General features: G+C 69.7%; 19 protein-coding genes and 1 pseudogene. 12 read left to right on the forward strand and 8 right to left on the reverse strand.

Annotated features, from left to right (window positions below; genetic code table 11):
* The first annotated feature begins 44 nt into the window (after nucleotides 1-44).
* A complete protein-coding gene (locus ACVGV2_RS02455; protein WP_459164422.1) occupies nucleotides 45-653 on the forward strand; it encodes a DUF2537 domain-containing protein in 609 nt (202 codons plus the stop codon).
* A gap of 178 nt (nucleotides 654-831) precedes the next feature.
* Here the strand turns inward: ACVGV2_RS02455 and sepH are convergent, their stop codons facing one another.
* Complete coding sequence (sepH, locus tag ACVGV2_RS02460; RefSeq protein ID WP_459164423.1) at nucleotides 832-1971, reverse strand: septation protein SepH; 1140 nt, start codon at nucleotides 1969-1971, stop codon at nucleotides 832-834.
* A 435-nt stretch (nucleotides 1972-2406) separates the two neighbouring features.
* Nucleotides 2407-3546, reverse strand: coding sequence for a phosphoserine transaminase (gene serC / locus ACVGV2_RS02465; RefSeq protein WP_459164424.1), 1140 nt, complete (start codon nucleotides 3544-3546; stop codon nucleotides 2407-2409).
* A 782-nt stretch (nucleotides 3547-4328) separates the two neighbouring features.
* Here serC and pdxH point away from each other — a divergent pair.
* Nucleotides 4329-4982: a pyridoxamine 5'-phosphate oxidase gene (gene pdxH, locus ACVGV2_RS02470; RefSeq protein ID WP_459164425.1), complete on the forward strand. Its 654-nt coding sequence runs from the start codon at nucleotides 4329-4331 to the stop codon at nucleotides 4980-4982.
* Nucleotides 4983-5227: 245 nt separating this feature from the next.
* Here the strand turns inward: pdxH and ACVGV2_RS02475 are convergent, their stop codons facing one another.
* Both ACVGV2_RS02475 and ACVGV2_RS02480 read right to left on the reverse strand, forming a co-directional pair.
* Nucleotides 5228-7213, reverse strand: a complete 1986-nt coding sequence (locus tag ACVGV2_RS02475) for a hydantoinase B/oxoprolinase family protein (RefSeq protein WP_459164426.1) — start codon at nucleotides 7211-7213, stop codon at nucleotides 5228-5230.
* The gene (locus tag ACVGV2_RS02480; protein WP_459164427.1) at nucleotides 7210-9255 is read right to left on the reverse strand and encodes a hydantoinase/oxoprolinase family protein; all 2046 of its coding nucleotides are present in this window, start codon (nucleotides 9253-9255) and stop codon (nucleotides 7210-7212) included. Before ACVGV2_RS02480 ends, ACVGV2_RS02475 begins: the two co-directional genes overlap by 4 nt.
* A 124-nt stretch (nucleotides 9256-9379) precedes the next feature.
* On the opposite strand from ACVGV2_RS02480, the gene ACVGV2_RS02485 reads away from it, so the two are divergent.
* Both ACVGV2_RS02485 and ACVGV2_RS02490 read left to right on the forward strand, forming a co-directional pair.
* The gene (locus ACVGV2_RS02485; RefSeq protein ID WP_459164428.1) at nucleotides 9380-10924 is read left to right on the forward strand and encodes a PucR family transcriptional regulator; all 1545 of its coding nucleotides are present in this window, start codon (nucleotides 9380-9382) and stop codon (nucleotides 10922-10924) included.
* A gap of 199 nt (nucleotides 10925-11123) precedes the next feature.
* Nucleotides 11124-12509, forward strand: coding sequence for an APC family permease (locus ACVGV2_RS02490; protein WP_459164429.1), 1386 nt, complete (start codon nucleotides 11124-11126; stop codon nucleotides 12507-12509).
* Between the two features lie 204 nt (nucleotides 12510-12713).
* Here the strand turns inward: ACVGV2_RS02490 and ACVGV2_RS02495 are convergent, their stop codons facing one another.
* The gene (locus ACVGV2_RS02495; RefSeq protein WP_459164430.1) at nucleotides 12714-14378 is read right to left on the reverse strand and encodes a BCCT family transporter; all 1665 of its coding nucleotides are present in this window, start codon (nucleotides 14376-14378) and stop codon (nucleotides 12714-12716) included.
* A gap of 779 nt (nucleotides 14379-15157) precedes the next feature.
* Here ACVGV2_RS02495 and ACVGV2_RS02500 point away from each other — a divergent pair.
* The 3 genes from ACVGV2_RS02500 (at nucleotide 15158) to ACVGV2_RS02510 (ending at nucleotide 18851) form a co-directional block, all read left to right on the forward strand.
* Entirely contained in the window at nucleotides 15158-16135 is a 978-nt protein-coding gene (locus ACVGV2_RS02500; protein WP_459164431.1) for an aldose 1-epimerase family protein, read from the forward strand.
* Nucleotides 16136-16207: 72 nt separating this feature from the next.
* Nucleotides 16208-17143, forward strand: a complete 936-nt coding sequence (locus tag ACVGV2_RS02505) for a carbohydrate kinase family protein (protein ID WP_459165843.1) — start codon at nucleotides 16208-16210, stop codon at nucleotides 17141-17143.
* Nucleotides 17144-17546: 403 nt separating this feature from the next.
* Nucleotides 17547-18851 (forward strand): citrate synthase, encoded by a 1305-nt coding sequence (locus tag ACVGV2_RS02510; RefSeq protein WP_459164432.1) that lies wholly within the window; start codon nucleotides 17547-17549, stop codon nucleotides 18849-18851.
* Nucleotides 18852-19094: 243 nt separating this feature from the next.
* Here ACVGV2_RS02510 and ACVGV2_RS02515 read toward each other — a convergent pair whose 3' ends face one another.
* A complete protein-coding gene (locus ACVGV2_RS02515) occupies nucleotides 19095-19298 on the reverse strand; it encodes a hypothetical protein (protein WP_459166096.1) in 204 nt (67 codons plus the stop codon).
* On the opposite strand from ACVGV2_RS02515, the pseudogene ACVGV2_RS02520 reads away from it, so the two are divergent.
* Together ACVGV2_RS02520 and ACVGV2_RS02525 are read left to right on the forward strand one after the other, a co-directional pair.
* Nucleotides 19248-19358: pseudogene (locus ACVGV2_RS02520) on the forward strand (DIP1984 family protein); the annotation flags it as partial. The gene ACVGV2_RS02515 and the pseudogene ACVGV2_RS02520 overlap by 51 nt on opposite strands.
* Nucleotides 19359-19676: 318 nt before the next feature.
* The gene (locus ACVGV2_RS02525; protein ID WP_459164433.1) at nucleotides 19677-20393 is read left to right on the forward strand and encodes an alpha/beta fold hydrolase; all 717 of its coding nucleotides are present in this window, start codon (nucleotides 19677-19679) and stop codon (nucleotides 20391-20393) included.
* Here the strand turns inward: ACVGV2_RS02525 and ACVGV2_RS02530 are convergent.
* Nucleotides 20350-20559, reverse strand: coding sequence for a hypothetical protein (locus ACVGV2_RS02530; RefSeq protein WP_459164434.1), 210 nt, complete (start codon nucleotides 20557-20559; stop codon nucleotides 20350-20352). The genes ACVGV2_RS02525 and ACVGV2_RS02530 overlap by 44 nt on opposite strands.
* Nucleotides 20556-20855 (reverse strand): zinc finger protein, encoded by a 300-nt coding sequence (locus ACVGV2_RS02535; RefSeq protein WP_459164435.1) that lies wholly within the window; start codon nucleotides 20853-20855, stop codon nucleotides 20556-20558. Before ACVGV2_RS02535 ends, ACVGV2_RS02530 begins: the two co-directional genes overlap by 4 nt.
* A 164-nt stretch (nucleotides 20856-21019) precedes the next feature.
* Here ACVGV2_RS02535 and ACVGV2_RS02540 point away from each other — a divergent pair, with 164 nt between their 5' ends.
* From ACVGV2_RS02540 to ACVGV2_RS02550, 3 genes are all read left to right on the forward strand, one after another.
* Nucleotides 21020-21955: a helix-turn-helix domain-containing protein gene (locus ACVGV2_RS02540; protein WP_459164436.1), complete on the forward strand. Its 936-nt coding sequence runs from the start codon at nucleotides 21020-21022 to the stop codon at nucleotides 21953-21955.
* Nucleotides 21873-22067: a DUF397 domain-containing protein gene (locus ACVGV2_RS02545; RefSeq protein WP_459164437.1), complete on the forward strand. Its 195-nt coding sequence runs from the start codon at nucleotides 21873-21875 to the stop codon at nucleotides 22065-22067. Before ACVGV2_RS02540 ends, ACVGV2_RS02545 begins: the two co-directional genes overlap by 83 nt.
* 888 nt (nucleotides 22068-22955) lie before the next feature.
* Entirely contained in the window at nucleotides 22956-23945 is a 990-nt protein-coding gene (locus tag ACVGV2_RS02550) for an isopenicillin N synthase family dioxygenase (protein WP_459164438.1), read from the forward strand.
* Nucleotides 23946-23998: the final 53 nt, after the last annotated feature.

Consider the following 23998-nt stretch of genomic DNA (forward strand, 5'->3'; position numbering starts at 1 on the left):
CCGGGGCAGTGGCAGGGATGCAGCGTTCAGGAGCGTGCACCGGGATGAGCAGCCGAACGGCGAGTTGGGAACTGGCCGCGGACGAGCGGGGGCCGGTGCTGCGCCGCGCCGGACGCGAGTACGACCCGTCCGCGTTGTCGCTGTCCACCCCCGTGGTCCGCGCGCTGGGCGAGTGGGCGGAGGTGGCCGCCGGTTTCACCGGGGCCGCCGAGGCGTCCGGCGGGTCCGGCCGTCCGGACGAGGCCGCGACCGCCGTGCTCACCGACCGCGCCCGCGCGCTCGCCGCCCGCGTGGCCGCCGAACTCGGTGCCGAGGTGGACTGCGTCGACCCGCTTTCCGGGCAGCTCCTGCGCGCCGAACCGGATGCGGCCGCGCAGCCGCCCGCGGGCGAGTCCGTGCCGTGGGGGCCGGGCCTGTTCGTCAGCGGCGTGTTCGGCGCGATCGTCGCCGTCGTGCTCGTCGTCGTCTCCCGCGGGCTGGCCGACGTGAACGTCGTGCTCGCCCTCGTCGTCAACCTCGCCGTCGCTGCCGGCTTCGCGCCGTCGGTGTGGGTCGGCCGCACCCTGCCCACCTGGAGGTGGATCGCCTGGGGAACGGGCTGCGGCGTGCTCGCGGCGTGGGCGGCGCTGCTGCTGGGGTTGCTGGGCGGCTGAACCGGCGGCGCATCTGCCCGACCACCGGGACTGCCCGGCTTCCGCAAGCACCCGGCTTCAGCGGCTGTCCGACCACCGGGAGTGCCCGGCTTCCGGGCGCAGCGGAAGCCGGGGTGCGAGCAGCTCCGCGCAGGCGTTTCCGCACCTGTCGGCGGACCGTGCGTCGGCGCGGAACCGCTCAGCGGTGCGAGCGGACCCCGAGGAGCACGTCCTCCCAGGAGGGCACCATCGGGTGGCTCTTGCGCGCGGACGGCTCGGCGGGTTCGGCCTCGACCTGCTCCGCCGCCGGGGACTCGGTGAGCTCGTCGGTGGACTCGGCGTGCTCCTCTTCGCCCTGCGCGCCGGGCGCGGCAGCCGCGGGCTCGGCCGACGCGCCGCGCTCCGCAGGCCGGTCCCACGCCATGGGCACGGAGCGCCGGTAGGCCTCCGCCCCGCCCGATTCCTCCGTTGGCTCGGCCGCGGCCGCGGACACGCCGCCCGCCCGCGCGGTGCCCAGGCCGGGAACCGGTGGCACGGAGGGCGTGGTGGTGCTCGGCACCTCCGCGGGCTCCGGCACGACAGTGCCGGTCGCCGTGGTTCCGCCCTCGCCGACCCCGGCTCCGGCGCCCCCGCCGTCGACGCCCTCGGCCTCGTCGGCCTCGGGATCCTCGGTGACCAGCTGGGTGGCATCCTGCGGATCGAGTTCGAGCGCCTCGCGGGCCAGTTCCGTCACCGGCCGCACGGTGCGCAGCGGCCGGTTCGGCGAGGGGTCGAGCAGGTCGGCCGCGTGATCGTCCAGCGCTGCCACGGTGCCGCCCTGCGCCCCGGGGTGGAACACCCAGTGCGCCGCGTTCTCGGACTTGCCGGCCGACCACTCGAGGCGCACGACCCACTTGTTGTCCTCGCCGCGCCAGGCGTCCCACGTCGCGTCGTTGTAGTCGTGCCCGCGCATGCCGAAGGTGTGCGCGACGACCTCGCCGAGGGTCTGCACGTCGGGTCCGTCCTCGCGCACCGGGTGGCCCCGCTGGGCGAGTTCGGCGATCTGCGCGCGCTCCAGCAGCACCGGGTGGGCGTAGCGTTCGACGCGCGTTTCCGAGATGCCCGCGTCCTCGGCGACCTGCCGGGTCGTCGCGCCGGAGCGGATGCGCGTCTGGATCTCCCGCGGGCGGATCTGCGCTTCCAGCTCGATCTGCACTTGACCGAGTCGCGTCAGATCGCCGCGGGCCGCGGCCCGCAGGCGTTCGTCCGCGGGCACGGTGAACCGCTCGCCGTTGTCCGGGTCCTCGCAGATGACCGATTCGCCGTCTTCGTCGAGCCCGACCACTCGCAGCCCCCGCATATGCCAGCCTCCTGTGTCGTGCGGGACCCCCGCCCCGGTTCGCGCGGGACGACGCACCGCGGTGTCACGACGGAGCCGTCACACCGGGCACGTCCGATGCCGGTGCGCAGCGACGTGAGTCGCGGACGCCCGCGGGCCGCGGCCGCGACCCCCGCCCGCCCAGCGGTCCCTGTCCGCTCAGCGGTCACGAGCGCAACGATCCGCCCGCTCCCCGGACGCGCATATCGACTCCCGTCGCCAACCTGTCACCGGTCCGTGATCCTAACCCGGCGCGCCGTCTTGACGGGGGCGACGCGCCGGCGTGGCGCCACAGCCCGTTGCTCCGATCTTGCCGCAACCCGGCCCGGTTGGCGAACGCGCAGAACTACTCAGTTCCTGCCCGGGAAAGTGCTCAGTGCGCCGACAGCGGATGCGCCGTCCCGCTGGCCGGGGACTTCAGCCGAGCCGTTCGACGATCCAGTCGATGCTGCGGGTGAGGGCGGTCACATCGTCCGGCTCGATCGCGGGGAACGTGCCGATGCGCAGCTGGTTGCGTCCCAGCTTGCGGTACGGCTCGGTGTCCACGATGCCGTTGGCGCGCAGCGCCTTGGCCACTGCCGCCGCGTCGACCGAGTCGTCGAAGTCGACGGTGCAGACCACCTGCGAACGCTTGGCCGGGTCGGCCACGAACGGCGCGGTGTACGAAGTGGACTCGGCCCAGGAGTACACCCGCTGCGAGGACTCGGCGGTGCGCCTGGTGCACCAGTCCAGCCCGCCCTGGCCGTTCATCCACTCGATCTGGTCGGCGAGCAGGAACAGCGTGCCCACCGCGGGGGTGTTGTAGGTCTGCTCCTTGCGGGAGTTGTCCAGTGCCGTGGTCAGCGACAGGAACTCGGGGACCCACCGGTCGGAGTTGCCGATCTCGTTGATCCGCTCCTGCGCGGCCGGGCTGACCGCGGCCAGCCACAGCCCGCCGTCGGAGGCGAAGCACTTCTGCGGCGCGAAGTAGTACACGTCCACGTCGCGCGGGTCGAACGCCAGGCCGCCGGCGCCGGAGGTGGCGTCCACGGCGATGAGGGCGTGCTCCGAGTTCGCCGGGCGGCTCGGCGGCAGCACCACACCGGTGGAGGTCTCGTTGTGCGCCCACGCGATGAGGTCGGCCTCGGGATCGGCGACCGGGTCCGGGGCGTCGCCGGGCTCGGCGGAGACCACCTTCGGCTCGGCCAGGAAGGGGGTCTTGGCGGCCTTGGCGAACTTCGAGGTGAACTCGCCGTACTCGAGGTGCAGGGAGCGTTCGCGGATGAGGCCGAACGTCGCGGCGTCCCAGAACGCGGTGGTGCCGCCGACGCCGGTCAGCACTTCGTAGCCCTCGGGCAGCGAGAACAACTCGCGAAGGCCCTGCCGGACGCGTGCGACCAGGTCCTTGACCGGCTTCTGCCGGTGCGAGGTGCCCATCACCGAGGCCCCCGCGTCGGCGAGCCGGGTGAGCTGCTCCTCGCGCACCTTGGACGGGCCGCAGCCGAACCGCCCGTCGCGGGGTTTGAGCTCCTCGGGCAGTTGCAGCTTCGTCGGATCCACGGTTTCGGCCTGGGTCATTCCGGCGCCTCCGATTCGTCGGTTCGCGCGGGGGTCCGCGCGGTGGTCAAGTCACCGGCGCCGTTGCCGGCTTCACGGCTCTACCGCAGCCCGTGGCCGGGCGTCAGCCCGTCGTGGACGCAGCGGCGCACCGGTGCCTCGTCGGGCGCAGCGGGCGCCGCGCTGCCGCGGCCAGCCTTACGGCAACTTACTGCGTTACGTCCCGTTCACCAAACACTGCTCACCACACTTTCAGTGCATTCCCAGCGCAGAGCGGGTGTGATGATGCTCCCGGGCGGTGTCGGCCGGCGGCAGGTGAGCCACGCGAAACCCGACCGCGAACTGATCACCCCAGCGCATGCCACTGCGACGGCGTTCGTGTCAACCACCTCCTCCGGACGAGTGGTTTGTACGTTTCGCGTGAAATGCACAAACCCCTGGTGAGGCGGATGGGAGCGCTGCCGCGGCGGAGGTGGACCGCCCCACCCCGGCGGAGGAGGGTGGGAATGTGCGCCCGAATGTCCGCCCGAACGGGCGTGGGAAGTGTCACTGCATCGTTTGCGGAATCGATGTGGCGGCAGCTGCCGATTCGGTCGTCGCCCGCGCGGGGTCTACGGTCGAACCGGTGGCCGGTGCGACTTCCGTTCGCGCCGGCCACGATCGGCTCGTACCGTGCGCTGCACGCTGCCGCTCCGGGCGAGCTGCCGCCCCGGGCGACAGCGTGCCGCGGCGTCGCGGACGGGCCGTAGGTCCAGTATGAGCACGCCCGCGGGCGTGCGGTCCAGCAGCAGGAGGAGGGAAGCATGTCGGAGGCCAACGTCGCGTTGCCGTCCATGCGGGTGTTCTACGACTCGGCCGAGTTCGACGGGTCCGCGCTCGCCGGCACGTGGCACGAACAGCTGCAACGCTGGTTCGACGAGGCGACCGCCGCCGATGTGGTCGAGCCCAACGCGATGGTGCTGGCCACTGCGACGCCCGAGGGGATGCCGTCTTCCCGCACCGTGCTGTGCAAGGGCATCGACGAGCGCGGCGTCTCGTTCTTCACCAACTACACCTCGGCCAAGAGCCACGACCTCAGCGCCACCCGCGTGGCGGCGGTGACGTTCCCGTGGCTGTCGATGCAGCGGCAGGTCAACGTGCGCGGGAGCGTGGAGAAGCTCGCTTCCGCCGAGGTCTCCCAGTACTGGTCGGAGCGCCCGCGAGGTTCCCAGCTCGGCGCTTGGGCCTCGCCGCAGTCACGTGTCGTCGCCGGCCGGGACGCGCTGGAGTCCTCGTTGAGCCAGACGGAGCGGCGCTTCTCCGATGCCGAGCAGGTTCCCGTGCCGCCGCACTGGGGCGGTTGGATCATCCGCCCGGAGGTCGTCGAGTTCTGGCAGGGCCGGCCGAACCGCATGCACGACCGGCTGCGCTTCCGCCGCGAGCACGACGAGTGGATCGTCGAACGCCTCGCCCCGTGACCGAGCGGCGCCCGTGACCCAACGGCGCCGGTGACCCGAACGGTGCCGGCAGCCGTGGCTCGGCAGTTGCCACCTCCGCCCCGCGCGAGCCCGTGCGCTGGAGTTGGTACTTTTCTCGAGAAAAGTACCAACCCCCCGATCGGGTGAGGTGCTTGACGCAGCGCACAGTTCTGGATCTCGCCTGCGAGACGCAGCGGGTGCTCGCAGGCGAGTCCTCCTCCGCCCGGTCCGCGCTCCGCGGCGCGTCAGGTCCAGTGCTGGACCATGCGGTGCCGCAGCATCTCGCGGAACTGCCGAGTGGTGTTGCCGAACAGCTCTCCCGTGCCCCAATCGACGATGACGCCGTAGCGCCGGATGAGGTCGAGCATCGAGAGCTCCCCTGACCGGTACTGCCGCGCGATGTCCTCGGGGTCCTCCTGCAACCAGAGCTCGCGGTGCGCGCGGACCTCCTCCCGTGCGCCCTTGGTCGCGGTGTGGTCGAGTTCGTACTCGTCGATCTCGGGGTCGACGGCGTGCACCACCACGCCGTAGTCCCGCTCGGCCCGGTGCACCGAGACGTACCCGTCGATGACGTCCTCCAAGACCTGTTCCGGATCCCGGTCCAGCGGATCACCGTAGCCGCCGCCACCGGCCGAGGGGCGTGTGAAGGCATCGCCCGGCTCCACGGGTACTCCGGCGAAGACCGATCCCAGGAACTGCTCGTCGGGCGTGTTCTCGTTCAGCCACACGCCGTGCGGGATCGACGGGAGCCCGCCCTCGATGCCCCAGGTGACTGAGCGGGCGCGGTCGCAGCAGTAGGACATCACCGTCTTCTGGCAGTCGGTGAGGGTCCCGCCCTTGCGCACACCGCAGCCGCCCCGGTTGCGCCCCGGCCCCGCCGAGTCCGTGATGAGCTCGTGCACGGTGGTGAGCACCGGGTTCAGCCGCTCCTGCCCTTCCAACGGCTGCACGGCGAGGCCGACGCCGAAGATCGGGGACGTAGCGCTCGAACCGTCCCGGTCGCTGCGGCCGCCCCAGCCACCGGCCATCCAGTCGTACCACATGAAGTAGTCCCGCCCCGGTCTGCGCGCGTCGTAACCGCCGATGAGCAGGTACTCCAGGTTGTAGGAGCAGGCCATCGCCCGCTCGGGCACGATCCGCGACCACAGCTCGAAGCCGGCGTTCATGATCTTCTCGTACGGCCCGGAGCAGAAACCGGTGACGGCGTGCGGCCAGCCGGCGTTGACGACGGTGCCCTCCGGCCCGATGTCGACCGCGATGGCGTTGTAGAACCCCGAATTGAGCGGCACGTCGGGGAAGAAGGTCTTGGTGCCCGCGATGATCCCCGAGAACGCCGTTCCGTATCCCGCGTTGAGGAAGCTCGCCACAGCCGGCGCACTGCCGCTGAGGTCGTAGCTGACCTGGTCGCCGGAGATGGTCAGCCGAACCTGCACGGGGACGAGCCCCTCGCCCTGCGCCGGATCGAAGTCGATGTGGTCCTGCGTGGTCCAGCTGCCGTCGGGCAGCGTTGCCACCCTGGAGCGGACGATCCGCTCCACGTAGTCCTGGACCTCCTGCATCGCTTCGACGACGTCGTGCTTGCCGTACTTGTCCACCAACCGGTGCACCTCGCGTTCGCACACGCCGGTGGCCTCGGCTTGAGCGTGCAGGTCGCCGAGGCTGATGTCCGGTGACCGCGTGTTGGCGACGAGCAGTTTGGCGACGTCGCCGATCAGCTCACCACCGCGCCACACCCGCAGCGGGGTGATGCGCAGCCCCTCGCTGAAGTGCGCCGTGGCGTTCACGTCGAAGGAACCGGGAACGTTGCCGCCGATGTCGGCCCAGTGCCCCTTGTTCTGCGCGAAAGCGATCAACTCGCCCGCGGCGAAGACTGGCCGGATGAAGCTGACGTCGTTGAGGTGGGTGCCCCCCATGTACGGGCAGTTCACCGCGAACACGTCACCGGGGTTGATGTCGCCGCCGAACTCCTCCAGTACGGCCTTGCACTGGAAGTGCAGCGTGCCGACGTGGGCGGCGAGGTCCTTGCTGCCCTGCATCACCGTGTTGCCGTGGGCGTCGCACAGCGCGGAGGAGAAGTCCCGCGCGTAGATCACGAACGAGTAGCAGGTGCGCAGGATCTGCTCGGACATGAGGTCCACCGAGGTCGCGAACGCGTTCTTGAGCACCTCGAACGTGACCGGGTCCAGCTCTCGCTCTCGTGCCGCTTCGCGGGCCGTGCTCGTGTTGCTCATCGGGCGCCCTCCGAGACGTGGATGCGGATGTTCAGCCACTCGTCGATCACCGCGGGAACATCCGGTGGGATGACCGTCGTGGAATCGAGTTGCTCCACCACCGCCGGGCCGGTGATGCGAGTCCCCGCCGCCAACTGCTCGCGGTCGTGCACGGGCGTGTCCATCCGTCCGCCGCACTCGTCGAAGTAGGTGCGCCGGTGCGCGACCGGCTCCGGTGGCCCCTGCTCGACCTCCTCGTGGCGCGGGAACTGCGGCTTGGGGGTCGCCCCGGTGGCGCGCAGCAGCAGCTGGTAGAGCTCGACAGGGGTTTCGTCCCTGCGGAAGGAGTACTCGCGCTCGTGCTGCTCGTGGAAGTGCTCCACCGCTTCGTGCAGCGCTTCCTCCCCAGCGGAGATCGGCACGGTCAGCGAGCGCCACTGGCCCGCGTAACGCATGCTCACCGACCGCTCCAACACCATGTCCGATTCGGACACGCCTTCGCGTCGGAGACGCTCGACGGCGTCGGATTCCAACTTGCCGAACTCCGCCTCGAGCTGCTCGGTGTCCGCCGACGAGACTTCGGCCTGGAACATCGCGGTCAGATCGTGCCTGATGTCCACCAGCAGGCAGCCCTGTGCCGAGGTAATGCCGGGATGCCGGGGCACCACGACCACGGGGATGGACAGTTCCTTGGCCAGGGCGGCTCCGTGCAGGCCTCCCGCCCCGCCGAAGACGACCAGGGCGAAGTCCCGCGGGTCGTATCCGCGGCGGATGGAGATCAGCCGCACGGCATCGGCCATGTTCGCGTTCGCCACCTGCAGCACGTCGCTGGCGGCTTCGTCCACCCCGAGGTTGAGCGGTTCGGCGACCCGGGAGGTGAGCACTTCCTCCGCTGCTGCGCGGTCGAGCTTCATGGCCCCGCCGACCAGATCGGTGCCGAGCCGGTCGAGCGCCAGGCTGGCGTCGGTGTTCGTCGGATCCTCACCACCGAGCTGGTAGCAGGCGGGGCCCGGGGAAGCACCTGCCGAGGCGGGTCCGCTGCGCAGCGATCCCGCTTCGTCCAGCCACGCGAGCGATCCGCCTCCGGCGCCGATGGTGAGCACTTCGATGCTCGGGAAGCAGATGGGGAAGCCGTACTCGACGTGCCATTCCTTGGTCGCCCGGGTCTCGTTGTTGTGCACCATCGAGATGTCGGTGCTCGTGCCGCCCATGTCCAGGCCGATGGCGTTGCCGTAGCCGCACCGCTCCGCGAGGTCGCGCACGGCGATCGCACCTGCGGCGATGCCGGATGCGGCCAACCGCACCGGGTAGCGCTGCACCGTCCGCGGTGTCATCGAGCCTCCGCCGGAGTGCAGCAGGAGCAGGTCGCCGTCGTAACCGCCGGCGGCGAGTTCGCGTTCGAGCTGTTCGACGTACCCGCTGACGAGGGGGCCGAGCACCGTGTTGGCCACGGTGGTGGAGAAGCGGTCGTACTCGAAGATCTCGGGCAGGACCTCGCTGGAGGTGGACACCGCGACCCCGGGCAGCTCCTCGGCGAGGATCTCCTGCATCCGCCGCTCGTGCTCGGCATTGGCGTAGGAGTTGATGAACCCGATCGCGACGGTCTGCACGTTTTTGCGGCGCAGCACGCGTGCGATGTCGCGGGCCTCGTCCTCGTCCAGGGCAGTGACCACGTCCCCGGAGCAGTTGATGCGTTCGGTGATCTCGTAGCGGTCACGACGGCGGATGTAGGGCGGGCCGACGTCGCTGTAGGCGTCCCACAGGTCGTCCTTCGTGCCGTTGCGGATCTCCAGCACGTCCCGGAATCCGCGCGTGGTGACCATCGCGGCCTTGGGGAACCGCCTGGTGATCAGGGCATTCGTGGCGACCGTTGTGCCGTGGGAGAACAGGGCCACTCGGCTGAGGTCGACCCCAGCCGTGCTGATGCCCTCCAGAACTGCGCGCATCGGGTTCTCGGGCGTGGACGACACCTTGGCCACAGTGGTGGCAGCGGTGTCGGTGTCGAACACGCACACGTCCGTGAACGTTCCGCCCACGTCGACGGCGACGCGATGTTTTCGCATGGCAGCACCTCTTCATCGGTTGCTTGGTGGAACACGATGGGCCGTGCCGCGCAGCGGCACAATTGTGCGAGGCGAGAACGCCGGGTTTGAATCCTGTGCGTGCGACAAGAGGCGCGGGGTGCCGATGACGGCGGACAGTACCTTCCGGCTCGTGGACCTGCTGGCCGATCAGCAGCTCGGGCTCGAACTCCTGACCGAGGGGGATCCTGATACGCCGGTCGGCGGAGCACACGCGATCGAGATCGAGAACCCGTCGCGGTGGCTCAAGGCCGGGTGGCTGATGCTGACGACAGGCACGCGGTTCGCCGGCCCGGCCGGCACGGCAGAGCAGCAACGTGCGCTGATCAGGGAACTGCACGGCGCAGGAGTAGCGGCACTGGGATTCGGCGTGGGGATCTCGATGGAGACAGTCCCGGCCGCTCTGCTGGACGAGGCGCGGCGCCGCGGGTTCCCGGTGTTGGCCGTGCCGCTGGCGACTCCCTTCGCGGACGTCGTCGACGTGGTGCACCAGGCGGCGCTGACCAAAGACGTCTCCCGGTCCCGGCGCACCGTGAACATCCAGGATTACCTGCTGGAGTCGCTGACTGCGCGCGATGCGTTGGGCACGCTGGTGCACCGGCTCGGGGAGCTGCTGCGCGGCACCGTGGTGCTCTACGACCAGTCCGGTGCGACCGTGGCCTCCTCCGGGGTGGGGCCCACGCGGATCATCCGCTCCGAGATCGCGGCCCAACCCGGCCGCCGCAGGAGGTTCACCGTGGGCCGGTGGCACGTGCTCACCGACCCCGTTCGCGTCGACACCGTGCTGCACTGGCTGGCCGTCGCATCGCGACGCCGTGCTGTCTCCGAGGAGCTGGCTGAACCGGCCGTGGAGGCGGCGCGGCGGGTGATCACCATGATCGTGCGTTCCCGGGAATCGGTGCGTGCGGAGGATCGCCTGCGTCGGGCCGAACTGCTCCGGCAGATCACGGCCGAGAAGCCGCCGGACGGCCAGTACCTCTGGGACCGCCTGGAGATGTACCGGTTCCGCCGGGGCTGCGAACTGCGGCTGCTGATGCTCACCGACGCGGCCTGGGAGGAAGAGGACGCGGAGAGCGTGCAGCGGGCCGAGCCGATGGAGCGGGCTGCGCTCGACGCGGATCTGCGTCTGCTGGTGAGCGGGTACGGTCAGCGAGTGCTCGGGCTGGCCGAGGCGGAGGATGCCGTTCTGCGTGACTGGCTCGGCGCGCTTCCCGCCACCGTGCACTGCGGTATGAGCGAGGCGTTCAGCGATCCCGCCGGCGGGGCGATGCGGCTGCGCGAAGCCGAGATCGCGCTGGCCGCGGCCGTGCGCAGGGGATGCGCGGAAGTCCGCTTCGAGGAGATCGGTCTCGTCGACTGGCTGATCGCAGGCCGGGAGGAGAGTTCGGTGCGCGCGAAAGCCCAGGAGGTGCTCGCACCGATCGTCGGGAACGACTCACTGATGCGGGCTCTGGCGGAGTACTTCCGGTGCGACTGCGACGTGCAGCGCACGGCGCACAAGCTCGGGTTGCACCCGAACTCGGTGCGTTACCGGTTGAAGCGAGCAACGGCCAAGGTCGGCTGCGACCTGCACTCCCCGGCGGATCTCGCCGAGCTGTCGCTGAGCGTGCGGCTGCTCGAGGAGCAGACCGGATGGAGTGCTCCGCCCTGAGCGAGCCCGTGCGCTGGGGTTTGTGCATTTCGCGCGAAACGTACAAACCTCTCGATCGGATGAGGTGCTTGACGCAGCGCACAGTTCTGGATCTCGCCCGCGCGGGTTGTGCGAAATGGGCGACTGTCGGTAACGGTTCGCGATCTCCCAGTTCGGCCGAGGCGACAGCGCGGGGTGCGATAACGCACACTCTTCGTCCATGGCGGATGGCACGGTGCGCGAAGGACCCGGCAGCAGCCCGGGGCTGAAGAAGGTCATCGGAACGCGGCTGCTGCTGTTCTTCGTGGTCGGCGACATCATCGGCACCACGATCTACGCGCTGACCGGCAAGATCGCCGGCAGGGTCGGCGGCGCGCTGTGGATCCCGTTCCTGGTGGCGTTCGTCGTGGCGTTCTTGACCGCGTTCAGCTACCTCGAACTCATCGGCAAGTACCCGAGGGCGGGCGGCGCCCCGTTGTACATCCACCGGGCGTTCGGCGTGCACTTCGTGACGTTCTTGATCGCCTTCGCCGTGATGAGCTCGGGGATCACGTCGGCGTCCTCGGCGGCGCAGGCGTTCGGCGGGGACTACCTCGACGAGATCGTGCCGGGCGCGCCGACGACGCTGGTGGCGGTGGTCTTCCTCGTCGTGCTCGCGTTGGTGAACTTCCGCGGCGTGGCCGAGTCGACGCGGCTGAACGTGGTCCTCACGCTGGTGGTGCTGCTGGGCTTGGCGATCGTGATCGTCACCGGTGCGATTGCGGTGTTCGGCGGCAGCACCAACCCCGATCTCGCTCCGCAGCCGGATCGCCTGCTGCGGTTCGAGTCGGGGACGAGCCCGCTCTTGGCGGTCACCTCGGCGACGGCGCTGGCGTTCTTCGCCATGATCGGCTTCGAGGACACCGCCAACATGGCCGAGGAGACGCGCGATCCGCAGCGCACCTATCCACGCGCGGTGCTGTGGGGCATGGCGGTCGTCGCGGTGATCTACACCGTCATCGCGCTGATCACGTCGACGCTCGTGCCCACCGATGAGCTCGCCGCTTCGGAAGGCCCGCTGCTGCTGGTCGTGCAGGCGGCCGCGCCGTGGTTCCCGCCGGTGCTGTTCTCGGTGATCGCGCTGTTCGCGCTGAGCAACAGTGCGCTGATCAACATGATGATGGCCAGCCGGCTCGTCTACGGCATGGCCCGGGAGCGGGTGATCCCGCCGCTGTTCGGGCGCGTGCACCGCGGACGCCGCACTCCGTGGGTGGCGATCGTGTTCACCAGCGTGCTGGGGGTGCTGCTGGTCAGCAGCCTGGACATCGAAGCGCTCGGCAGCACGACCTCGCTGCTGCTGCTCATGGTCTTCGCGGTCGTGCACGTCGCGGTGCTCGTGCTGCGGCGGGACCGGGTGGCGCACGCGCACTTCCGCGCGCCCACGTGGGTGCCGGTGGCCGGCGCGATCACGTGCGCGTTCTTCGCCAGTCCGCTGGCCGGCAGGCCGTGGCAGGAGTACGTGACCGTGCTGGTGCTGCTGGCGATCGGCGTGCTGTTCTGGCTGGTCAACCACCTGGTCGGCGGGCACCGCGGCGGTGACGCGGAGCCCACCGAACTCAGCGGGTAGCCGGGCACCGCACGAGCGGTGCCCGGCTGCGCTGGGTCGGGCTGGGTGCGTGGCGCCGCTCGCAGCCCACGCCGGGGACGGGGGCGGCGCGCCGCTGATCGCCCGGCTGCGCTGCTCGACGCTGCCGCGTCGCCGTCGCGTCGAGGTGGAGAACCCGCGACCACCGCTGCGAGGGGCGGACACCAACGACGCGGCACAGCACTGCTAGGAACCGCTTCCGGCGGTCCTCGTGCTCGCGGCATGCGCGTGCGGCTGCTCCGCGTCCGCATCGGCGCTGCGGTGCGCGGAATCCTGCCCGTCCGCACCGGAGTCGTCCGGGGTGGTCGGGACCTGCGTGCGCGAGGTCAGGATGCCCTGCTCGAGCGCCATGTCCTTGGCCACGCGCGGGGCGGTCCACAGCGTGGGCAGCATGATGAACCCGACGGGCACCGCCGTGACGACGATGAACTGCTGCAGCGCGTTGATCCCGCCGTCGCCGATGAGGATCAGGGCGGCGGCCGCGACTCCCATCAGCACGGCCCAGAACGCGCGGACCGCGGTGGCGGGCTCGCCGTCGGTCGTCCCGGCGGAGGCGATGCTGTACGACATCGAGTCGGTCGTGGTGGCCACGAAGGTGAGCGTGAGCAGCAGCACGCCGACCCCCAGCAGCGGTCCGAGGGGGAGCTGGTCGGTGATCGTGAAGACGGCGGCGGGCACGCCGGAGGCGTCCAGCGGTTCCGCGAGCACGCCGGGGTTGCGCTGCTCGAAGAAGATGCCGGTGCCGCCGAGGACGGTGAACCAGATGGTGGCCGCGATGGGCGCCACGACCGAGGTGTTGACCACGAGGTCGCGCAGCGTGCGGCCGTGCGAGATGCGTGCCACGAAGATCGACATCAGCGGTCCGTAGCCGAGGAACCAGCCGAAGAAGAACACCGTCCACGATCCGAGCCATTCTTCATCGCCGCGGTACAGCGACAGCGGCACGAAGTCCTGCACGTACTGGGCGAACCCGCCCAGGAACGAGTCCATCAGGAAGCCCGCCGAGCCGAGCGCGATGAACGCGGCCATCAGCACCAGGGCGCCCCAGACGTTCATCCGGCTGAGGAACGGGATCCCGCGCCCGATTCCGCTGATCACCGACAGCACCGCGACCACGGTGAGCACGGCGATGATGCCCACCTGCACGGGGTAGGTGTCGGGGGTGCCGAACACCTGCGACAACCCGTACGAGGCCTGCAGGCCGAGGAATCCGATCGGCCCCACGGTTCCGGCCACCACGGCGACGATGCAAATGATGTCGACGAGTTTGCCGATCCAGGAGTGCGCGACGCTCGTGCCCAGCACCGGGTGCAGCAGCGTGCGCGGGCGCAGGGGCATGCCGCGCTGCACGCCGCGCATCATCACGATCGCGCCGAGCGAGCCGAGGATGGCCCAGGCCAGGAATCCCCAGTGGCTGAAGCTCTGCGCCAGGGCGGCGTTGACGGCTTCCTGCGAGCCGGGTCGGGTCCCGTCGTAGTACGGCGGCAGCGAGATGAAGTGCTGCAGCGGCTCACCCGCGGCGAAGAAGACCCCGCCGCCGGCGAGCAACGTGCACATGATCATGGAGACCCATTGGAACCGGCCGTATTCCGGGCGCTTCGTGGCACCCAGCAGCACGTTTCCACGTCGGGAGCAGGCCAGCGCGATGGCGATGACGAACGTGGCGAGCAGCAGGATTTGCCACAGTCCGCCGAAAGCGCGCGCGGCGAGCTCGAAGGTCGCGGTCACCGCGTCGGCCGTCCCGGTCGGTGCGACCAGCGCGGCGACGACGAAAGCGGCGAGCAGGCCGCCGCTGATCATCAGTACCGGGACGTCGGTGCGCCCTCGTCTGCGAGTGGGCAGATCGGTCATTTCTGGGGGTACTCCCTCGTCGCCCGGCATTCATCGTTGCACCGGTGTCGATTTCGACTCGTGCGTTTCCCGGAACGCTGCGATCTGCAACGGGCGTGCAAGGGTGCGTGCCGACCCCTCGTGAGCCGCGTGCGATGCGCGATCGTGAGTATCGAATTCGGCCGGGTCGGCTAAGTAGGCGTCAGTTCGAGCAGGTTGGGCGGAATCGCGATCGCCGCGGTGTGCACCGCGGCGAGGTCGTCGAAGCGCACGCGACCTGCCAGGCCACATCGTCCGGAATCGTCCCGGACCAGGGGTGGGCAGAAGTGGCCGTGCCGGTAAATACCGTACGCCCGTTGCGCCGCGGTCGCTGTACAGGGCCTTTCGGTGACCCGATTCCGGGCGTCCGTGGTGTGATTTTCGTCCTTGCGGCGCGCGGTCCAGCTTCGGGCGCCATCGCGAAATTCGCTTGCACGGCTCGACCACCGGTATTCCGCGCGCGGATTCTGTGACGAACCGCATCGTTGTGCGCGCTCTCGCGCATGCCCGTGCGCGAGGGCGCGCGAGCTCGGGTGCGCAGGGCTGTGCACAAGGCTGGGCGCCGGAAGCTGGGCAAGGCTGGGTGAGGCACAGCCTGGCCGGGCGCAGCCTGGCAGGGTCGGGCAGGACTGGGTAGGGCCGGACAGGCTGCAAGGCTGGGCGCAAGGCTGGGCGCCTGGGGGCCGCCTCGCCGACACGCCGCTGCGCGTCGGGGGCCGATTGTCGCAGTGGCGGCTGGCCTGGACTCGTAGAGTAGCGGCGTGCCTGATCATTCCGAAGCTGACCTCGCCGACCTCTCCGTCGACGCGCTTGCCCCGGCGGATGAGCACCTGCTCGCCACCGGGCCGCAGTACGAGATCACCCGCGCATCGGCCCGCGCCGTCATCACCGGTCTCGGCGCGGCGCTGCGGGTCTACGAACACGACGGTGCGTCCTATGTGGAAAGTCACGGTCCGGACGAGCTGCCCCCGAGCTGCTCCGGCGCGGTGCTGGTGCCGTGGCCCAACCGCGTCAGCGATGGACGGTGGTCCTTCGGCGGGCGACCGCAACAGCTGGCGTTGACGGAACCTGCGCGCCACAACGCGATCCACGGCCTCACCCGGCACGTGCTGTGGACCCCCGTGCGGCACGAACAGTCCACTGTGGTGCTGCGGACCGTGGTTCCGGTGCAGCCGGGCTGGCCGGTGCCACTGCTCATGTCGGTGCGCTACGCACTGGAGGAGACCGGTCTGGTCGTGACGCACGCGGTGCACAACGCCGGCGACCGCCCCGTCCCGTTCGGGGTGGGCGCGCACCCGTTCCTGCGCGTCGGCGATGCGGACACGGACACGCTTGCGCTGCGGATCTCGGCCGCCGAACGGCTCCCCGTCGACGAGGAGCGGCTGCTGCCGAACGCCGCGCCGCGCCCGTTGGCCGAGGACGAACGCACGCTGGTGGAGGGCGTGCGCCTGGCCGGTGTCGAGCTGGACACCGCGTTCGGCGGCGCGCGACCAGACCCGGCGACGGGTCTCGTTGAGCACACTCTGACTGACCCGGAAGGATGTGGCGTGCGACTGTGGGCCGATCCCGCGTTCGGCTGGGTCCAGGTCTACACCGCTCCGGACTACCCGGGTCGGGGGCGTGCGGTGGCGGTGGAACCGATGACCTGCCCGCCGGACGCGTTGAACTCGGGCGTGGACCTCGTCGAGCTGGCCGCGGGTGCCCGTTGGACCGGCAGGTGGGGCCTGCACCCGTGCTGAGCGTCCGAGGAGCGCCGCCGGATGCTCCCGGTCCGCCCCGCGGGCCGCTCGGTGAAGGGAGAGGAAGCAGAAGTGATCGTTATCGGCGGCGAGGCACTGGTCGACCTGGTGCCCGACGCGTCCACGACGGAAGGTGAACTCGGCCCGCTGCATCCACGTCTCGGCGGTGGTCCGTACAACGTCGCCGTGGCACTCGGCAGGCTCGGAGTTCCGACGGCGTTCTACTCGCGCCTGTCCACCGACCTGTTCGGCGACAAGCTCCTGGAACGGCTCCGCGACTCCGGGGTGCACGACGAGTTGGTGCAGCGCGGCGTGGAGCCGACCACGTTGGCCGTTGTGGGCCTGGCCGAGGACGGGTCCGCGCGCTACAGCTTCCACACCGACGGCACGGCGACGCGGTTCGTCGAGGCGCGCGACCTGCCGGCGGAGACCACCGCGGTGTGCTTCGGCACGCTCGGCATGGTGCTCGAACCGGGCGCCACGGTGTACGAGTCGGTGCTGTTCGCCGAGGCCGAGCGCGGCCGGTTCGTGGTGCTGGACCCGAACATCCGGGAGAGCCTCATCGCCGATTCGGAGGCCTACCGCGCCCGGTTCGAGTCGTGGCTTCAGGTGACGCAGCTGGTGAAGCTCTCGGTGGAGGACGCCGAGTGGCTCGCCGGCGACCGCGGTCTGGAAGCCGCGCTGGCCGAGTGGCGGCAGGCGGGCCCGGCGGCGATCGTGCTCACCGGCGGCGATGACGGGTTGTCCGTGCACACGGCGGCCGGTGAGCTCGCCCGCGTGCCGAGCGCGGAGGTCGAAGTTGTCGACACGATCGGCGCGGGCGACACGGTGCAGGCGGCGCTGCTGGCCTGGCTGCACCGCAACGCGGCGTTGGACGTGCGTTCGGTGCGGGAGTTGACGCCGGAGGCGTGGCGTCGGGCGTTGACGTTCGCGGCGAGCGCTGCGGCGGTGACGATTTCCCGGCCGGGAGCGGAACCACCGTGGAGCGGTGAGCTGGCCGTCGCTTGAACAGATCGTTGATCAGGGCGGTGCGCTGGTCTTCCGGCGGTGCCGTGGGCGATGCCACTGGTGTGCTGGTGGCCACTTCGAGCAGTGGGGCTGGTCCGGATGCCGCGGCCGGTTGGTCACGATGAGCGAGGCGAGTGGTTCCGGACGGTGCGAATCGCTGCGCCTTCGGTCCCCGAAACGGTGTGATCGTGGTCCCACCTGCCAAAAAGGCGAAACATGGTAGCTGCGCGAGAGGCCTCGCGGGGTCTAGCGTGACACCTGACAGGACCCCAACGGGGTGGTGCTGCTCGGGGTCGGGTATCCCCGACCGGTGCGGACGGCGAGGCGGTGCGCGTGCCGGCCGTCGTCGGTACCAGCGCTGCCCTTCGAGCGGGCTACCCCGACGAGCGCGAGAGGTTCGCGAATGCCCGACGACGTGACCGCCAAACGTACCGTCTCGCTGAACTACGGTGGCGGCGAGCACGAGATGCAGGTGAAGCAGGCAACGGAGGGTTCGCCTGGCGTCGATGTCGGCCAGTTGTTGTCCCGAACCGGTTTGGTCACGCTCGACCCGGGCTTCGGCAACACGGCCGCTTGCACTTCGGAGATCACCTATATCGACGGTGCGGCCGGTGTGCTCCGCTATCGCGGGTACCCGATCGAGGAGCTGGCCGCGAAGTCGAACTTCATCGAGGTCAGCTACCTGCTGATTTACGGTGTGCTGCCGAGCAAGGAGGAGTACGAGCGGTTCGCCGAGCGGGTCAACCGGCACACCCTGCTGCACGAAGACCTCAAGCAGTTCTTCGACGGGTTCCCGCGCGACGCGCACCCGATGCCGGTGCTGTCCTCGGCGGTTTCGGCACTGTCCACCTTCTACCAGGACAGCCTCAACCCGTTCGACGACGAGCAGGTGGAGCTGTCGACCGTCCGGCTGCTGGCGAAGCTGCCGACGATCGCCGCGTACGCGTACAAGAAGTCCGTTGGGCAGCCGTTCCTGTACCCGGACAACTCGCAGGGCCTGGTCGAGAACTTCCTGCGGATGACGTTCGGGCTGCCGGCGGAGGAGTACCAGGTCGACCCCGCGCTGGCGCGGGCGCTGGATCTGCTGTTCATCCTGCACGCCGACCACGAGCAGAACTGCTCCACGTCGACCGTGCGGATGGTGGGTTCCTCCGAGGCGAACCTGTTCGCGAGCATTTCCGCGGGCATCAACGCCCTGTTCGGCCCGCTGCACGGCGGGGCGAACAGCGCGGTGCTGGAGATGCTGGAGAGCATCCACGCCGACGGCGGTGATGTGGACACCTTCGTCAACCGGGTGAAGAACAAGGAACCCGGTGTGAAGCTGATGGGCTTCGGCCACCGCGTGTACAAGAACTACGACCCGCGTGCGGCCATCATCAAGCAGACCGCCGACGAGGTGCTGAGCAAGCTCAACGCCAACGATCCGCTGCTGGACATCGCCCTGCGGCTGGAGGAGCGCGCGCTTTCCGACCAGTACTTCATCGAGCGGAACCTCTACCCGAACGTGGATTTCTACACCGGGTTGATCTACAAGGCCATGGGCTTTCCGACGAAGTTCTTCACGGTGCTGTTCGCGCTCGGCCGCCTGCCGGGCTGGATCGCCCACTGGCGGGAGATGATGGACGACCCGGCGCGCCGGATCAGCCGTCCGCGTCAGGTCTACACTGGCACTCCCCAGCGTCCGTACGTGCCGATCGAGCAGCGCTGACCCGCCCCGAGCGTCCCGGTGGTGCTGCGGGCACCACCCGGCGCTCACGGCCGCCGCTTTCGTGTCCGTGCCGGAACGTCCGCGTTCCGACACGGACACACGTGTGCGGGCCGACCGGGATGCTGCACCCTTGAGGAGTGTTGCGATGTCTGCGACCCGGGTTCCTGCTCCTGGCTGCGCAGGCCGCGGTCGATCGGACCGCCTCGAGTCCGCCCCAGCCCCGGTGGTTGGTGTGGTGCCCGATCAGCGGTGGACGCGGGTGGCGAGGAGGTTCCGCAAGCACTCGTAGAGCAGCCACAGCGCGCAGCCGAGCAGCAGCGGCTTGATCACCGCCAGCAGCCAGAACGTTCCCGGAAGATCCGTGAACACGGTCAGCGCGGTCGCCAGCACCAGCAGGGCACCCTCGCCGACGCGCCCGCCCGCCGCGATGTGCTGCGCCAGCGGCACAGCGTCACGACCGCGGCCGCCGATGCCGCAGCCGGTCGGGATCAGCGCGGCATGGGCCGCGCCCGGGGTTCGATTCCCCCGCAGCACACCGCAGGCCCAGCACGTCGCACAGGTGACCGTGCACCCAGCACCGAGTAACTACCTCGTGCTGATCCGCGAACGGCGAGGGCGGGAACGGGGACCCCGCCTCGGCGCTCCACAACACCGTTCAGGCGGAGGAAGGCGGAACGAGCACGGAGCGGCGGACGGTGCTGCGGGTGACGTGCCGAGCTGTCGCCCCCGGTGGCCGCGGGGTGCCGCTGCTCGGGCAGCGGGTTCGCCCACGGCCGGTGCGTTCCGCGGCGCGCCGGGCGTGCTCCGCGGTGGCACGCTGGCGGCATGGCCGAGCTGATCCTGGTGCACGGCACCACCCAATCCCCGGCCGGATTCGACCCGCTGATCGCGGCCCTGGGCGAGCGCGGGCACCGCGGATGGGCCCCGCGCATCAAGGGCGAGCCGCACGCCGGTGCCGCCGAGCACGCCGAGCACCTGGCCGCACAACTACCGTCCGACCTGAACCGCCCGGTGGTGCTGGCCCACTCAGCGGCCGGACTGTTGCTGCCCGAACTGACGCGGCGCCTCGAGGCCGAGCACCAGATCTGGCTGGCCGCAGCGGTTCCCGACTACCACGGTGGCCGCGGTTTGCTGTCCGAGCTGGAGGCCGATCCCGAAGCGGTGTTCAATCCGGAATGGATCGGCGTCGATCCCACCGCCGATTCGGCACTGGCCACCTACTTCCTGTTCCACGACGCTGACCTGGCCGGCCTGAAACGCGGTCTGGCCACGCTGGAGCGCACCGACCTGCCCGGTCTCTACGCCGAAGTCCCCGTCGAGGATCCCGCTCGAATTCCCTCGAGCTACCTGCTGCCGCGAGACGACCGCACCACGCGCCCGGCCTTCATGGCCCGCGCCGCCCGCGAGCGCCTCGGTGTCGAACCGGTCGAACTCGTCGGCGGGCACAACCTCCACACCGCCCAGCCCGAACTCGTCGCCGAGGCAATCGGCGCACGGCTCAACTCCGGACGGCACCGGTGGGGGTCTCGTCGGTGGGGGTGATTTCGTGGGAGTACTCGTCGAGGGCGGCGGCGAGTTCGGTGAGGGCGTGGGCCGTGTCGCGGCAGCTTTCGGGGGTGTAGCGGCCGCCGCCGATGTCGAAGGCCGCCTCGTCCAGCAGCCACTGCCCGCGGCGCAGCAGTACTGCCATGGCGGTGCGTCGGCTCATGCGGGGCCTCCGGGGGTGTGCTCGTTGTTCAGGCTGGGCCGGGTGCTGTGCTGTGCGGGTGCGTGTTCCTCGCGCGCGGTGCGGTCGGGTGTGCGCGTGCTGCGTGCGGGCACGCCGGCGAGTGGGCGGGCGCGTTCGTCGCAGTCGAAGCAGGTCGGCCAGAACCAGGCCACCTCGCCGGTGGCCGTGGTCAGCTGCCGGCCGCACAGGGTCGTCACCGACATGTCCGGCGGGAACTCCCGTCCCGGCGGCGGCACGTCGTCCCGGCTGGCGTGCCGGTGCCCCTCGGCAGGCACCCATGTGAACGGACGCGGCCACATCGACACATCACCTCTTCCTCGCTGGGATGTCGCGTTGATGTTGCTATGTCGCACATAATCTATGTGTCGTGCACGACATATGCGATTACACGTGAGAGTGATCTTGAAATGCGACAAGCGCTCGGATTTAGACTCACCGCATGGCCCGCAGTCGAAAGCTCTCCCCGCGCATCCGCTCCCTCGGTGCAGAGCTGCGTGCGTACCGGGAGGCCGCGGGGCTGACGGTGCGCGAAGTTGCGTCGCGCCTCGGCGGGCACCACTCCAAATACGCGCGCTACGAGACGGGCGGACAAACGCCCCCAGCGGACACGATCAACGCACTACTCACCGTCTACGGCGCTCCGGACGAGGAGCGCGAACGGCTGGTCGCGTCAGTACGCGAGGCCACCGACTCCGCTGATAGCCCCATGGCGCGTGGCAGCAAGGTCAACGTGGACCTGAAGACGCTGCTCGAACTCGAACGGACCGCTACGCGGATCATGGACGTCGCACCCCTGATGATTCCGGGGCCTATGCAGACCGCTGACTATGCGCGTGCCGTGATGTCAGGTTGGATGCCCACCGACGACGTCGAAGCACACGTGGCGATGCGTGTCGGTCGTCGGGATGCCCTGACCCGCCGGGACGCGCCGCAGGTCACGTCGATCATCGGGGAATGGGCGCTGCGGGAACCCATCGGCGGACGAGGTGTCATGCTCGAACAAATCCGGCAGCTTCGCGAGATTGCCGAGCACTCGAACGTCGATCTGCGTGTGCTGCCCAGCGGCCGTGGCACATGGACTCCGGCGCATGCCGGGCAGTTCCTGCTGTTCGAGTTCGACCGGGCTGATCCGATGGTTCATGTCGAGCACCTCAGCTCCGATGCGTTCCTCGGCGGGCCAGGTGACGTGTCCGTCCATCGAGAAGCGGCACGACTGCTCCAGGAGCGGCGTACTCGCCGGAGAGGTCCGAGGAGTGGCTCAGCAAGTTGCAAGCGGAGATGGAGGAAGGTTCGTGAATTCGGTACACGTCCGGAACTGGCGCACGTCCAGCAGGTCCAGTCGCACCCACTGCGTCGAGGTCGGCCGTGTTGCTGACGGTGCGGCGGTGCGGGACACGAAGAACCGCGATGCGGGGCACATCGCGGTGGGCTCGGCGCAGTGGGCGAGCTTCCTGGATTCGCTCAAGGCCGGTGCTTTCGACCGCTGAGCTGTTGTTGTGGGGTCCGCGCTCCCTGAATGGGGGTACGGCTCGTAGAACAACCGCGCAACTTGCCTCCGAAGCGGCTCGACGGCCGCCCTGGCCGACCTGGAGCCGCGCCGTGCCCGCAACGTGCTCGCCACCACCCGCCAGGCGGCGACGCTCCGCATGCTCGCGGGGGCCGTGGCTGGCGCACCTCGCGACGTTCCCGTTCAAACTGCGAGGGCTGCTCGACGAGCTGCAGCGCAGCTGCTTCGAATCCCTCGAAACCGCGCAGGAGAACGGCGATCCGGCGACCGGCCAGGACACCGACCGGCGATAACGAGCGTGCCCGCGGGCGCGCTCGTGCGCTCGAGGCAGGCAGCCACCCCGCAGCCGCGTGCTCACCCAGCCGCCCGCTCGCGGCGTCGGGGCAGGGGCACGCCCGCGCAGCAGCGCGCGGCAGCGGGACGTCGGTCGGCTGACCAGCTGCCGCACGGCGGCGTGGACCGCACGCCGGTGTGTCAAGAGCAGCTGCCACGTCGATGCCTGACAGCGGAAACCGCACAGCACCCTCGGCCACCGGGTCCCCGGGATGCGGATGTGCGGCCACCGCTGCCGGGCGGGATGCCGCTGCGCTGGTGCTTCCCAACTCGATGGCGGCTTTGGCGACGCGTACCTCGCCGGGTGTCAACGACCTTCGGCAGCGCCGTTCCGGGCCGGAACACGCTCCGCAGTTCCCGGAGGGTTCAGGCCCGCACACCGACTGTGCGAAATCATCGCACGGTCCTTTGCGGAGCACTTCGCTTGTACCCAACGGTCCGAGCGCCCAGACTTTCGTGCACGACGGCGTCGGACCGCACAATTCGCCGCCGTCGGCGACTTGAAAACCTGCACGAGGTCCGAGGAGAAATTCACATGAGCGCGGAGTCCGACAGTAGTCTCGCCAGCAAGCAGACGACTTTCAGCGAGATTCCGATCATCGATGTTTCGCCGCTGATCGACGGCAGCGACCCGCAGGGCGTCGCCCGGCAGATCGGTGAGGTGTGCGAGACGGTCGGCTTCTTCTACATCAAGAACCACGGCGTGCCCATGGACTTGGTCGACCGCATGTACCGGACATCAGCCAACTTCTTCGACCTGCCGCACGAAACCAAGAACAGCCTGAACATCGCCGAGTCCGGGCCCGCACTGCGCGGCTACATCCCGATGTACGGCGAGAACGTGGACCCGAACAACACCCGCGACTTCAAGGAGTGCTTCGACTTCGGCGCGCACCAGGACGAGGTATCCCCGTTCTTCGGTCCGAACCCGATGCCCGCGGAACTCCCCGAATTCTCGGAGACCTGCGAGGACTACCACGACGCGATGATGACCTTGGCGCGCAAGCTGGTCAGCGCCATCGCGTTGAGCCTCGACCTCCCGGCGGACTACTTCGACAAGAAGCAACGCAAACCGATCACCGTGCAGCGCCTGCTGCACTACCCGCCGCAGGAAGGCGAGGTTTCCCAGAAAGAAATCGGTATCGGCGCGCACACCGACTACGGATTTCTGACGATCCTGTACCAGGACGACGTCGGCGGTCTGCAGGTCCGCAACAGGGACGGGGAATGGGTGAGCGCCCCGCCGGTCGAGGGCACCTTCATCATCAACATCGGTGACCTGGTGCAGACCCTGACCAACGACCGGTACTCGTCCACACCGCACCGCGTCGTCAACACCACCGGAGCCGAGCGGTACTCGATCCCGTTCTTCATCGACCTCGACTTCGACGCGGTCGTTGAACCGGTGCCGACGTGCGTGGGCGAGGAGAACCCGGCCAAGTACGCGTCCTACACGTGCGGCGCGCACAAGTACAAGCGCTACGTGGACAGCTACGCCCACCTGGAAGACACCGTCAGCTCGTAACCGCACGGTGGCACCCCGCCGCACAGGAGGCGGGTGCGCGTTGCGCCGAGCAC

The organism is Bounagaea algeriensis, assembly GCF_054491375.1.

Bases quoted from the DNA above. Each gene is read 5' to 3' on its own strand.
- ACVGV2_RS02455 (WP_459164422.1), top strand. From the start codon at position 45: ATGAGCAGCCGAACGGCGAGTTGGGAACTGGCCGCGGACGAGCGGGGG.
- ACVGV2_RS02550 (WP_459164438.1), top strand. From the start codon at position 22,956: ATGAGCGCGGAGTCCGACAGTAGTCTCGCCAGCAAGCAGACGACTTTC.
- ACVGV2_RS02490 (WP_459164429.1), top strand. From the start codon at position 11,124: ATGGCGGATGGCACGGTGCGCGAAGGACCCGGCAGCAGCCCGGGGCTG.
- serC (WP_459164424.1), bottom strand. From the start codon at position 3,546: ATGACCCAGGCCGAAACCGTGGATCCGACGAAGCTGCAACTGCCCGAG.
- ACVGV2_RS02525 (WP_459164433.1), top strand. From the start codon at position 19,677: ATGGCCGAGCTGATCCTGGTGCACGGCACCACCCAATCCCCGGCCGGA.
- ACVGV2_RS02480 (WP_459164427.1), bottom strand. From the start codon at position 9,255: ATGCGAAAACATCGCGTCGCCGTCGACGTGGGCGGAACGTTCACGGAC.
- ACVGV2_RS02495 (WP_459164430.1), bottom strand. From the start codon at position 14,378: ATGACCGATCTGCCCACTCGCAGACGAGGGCGCACCGACGTCCCGGTA.
- sepH (WP_459164423.1), bottom strand. From the start codon at position 1,971: ATGCGGGGGCTGCGAGTGGTCGGGCTCGACGAAGACGGCGAATCGGTC.
- ACVGV2_RS02530 (WP_459164434.1), bottom strand. From the start codon at position 20,559: ATGAGCCGACGCACCGCCATGGCAGTACTGCTGCGCCGCGGGCAGTGG.
- pdxH (WP_459164425.1), top strand. From the start codon at position 4,329: ATGTCGGAGGCCAACGTCGCGTTGCCGTCCATGCGGGTGTTCTACGAC.
- ACVGV2_RS02540 (WP_459164436.1), top strand. From the start codon at position 21,020: ATGGCCCGCAGTCGAAAGCTCTCCCCGCGCATCCGCTCCCTCGGTGCA.
- ACVGV2_RS02485 (WP_459164428.1), top strand. From the start codon at position 9,380: ATGACGGCGGACAGTACCTTCCGGCTCGTGGACCTGCTGGCCGATCAG.
- ACVGV2_RS02475 (WP_459164426.1), bottom strand. From the start codon at position 7,213: ATGAGCAACACGAGCACGGCCCGCGAAGCGGCACGAGAGCGAGAGCTG.
- ACVGV2_RS02510 (WP_459164432.1), top strand. From the start codon at position 17,547: ATGCCCGACGACGTGACCGCCAAACGTACCGTCTCGCTGAACTACGGT.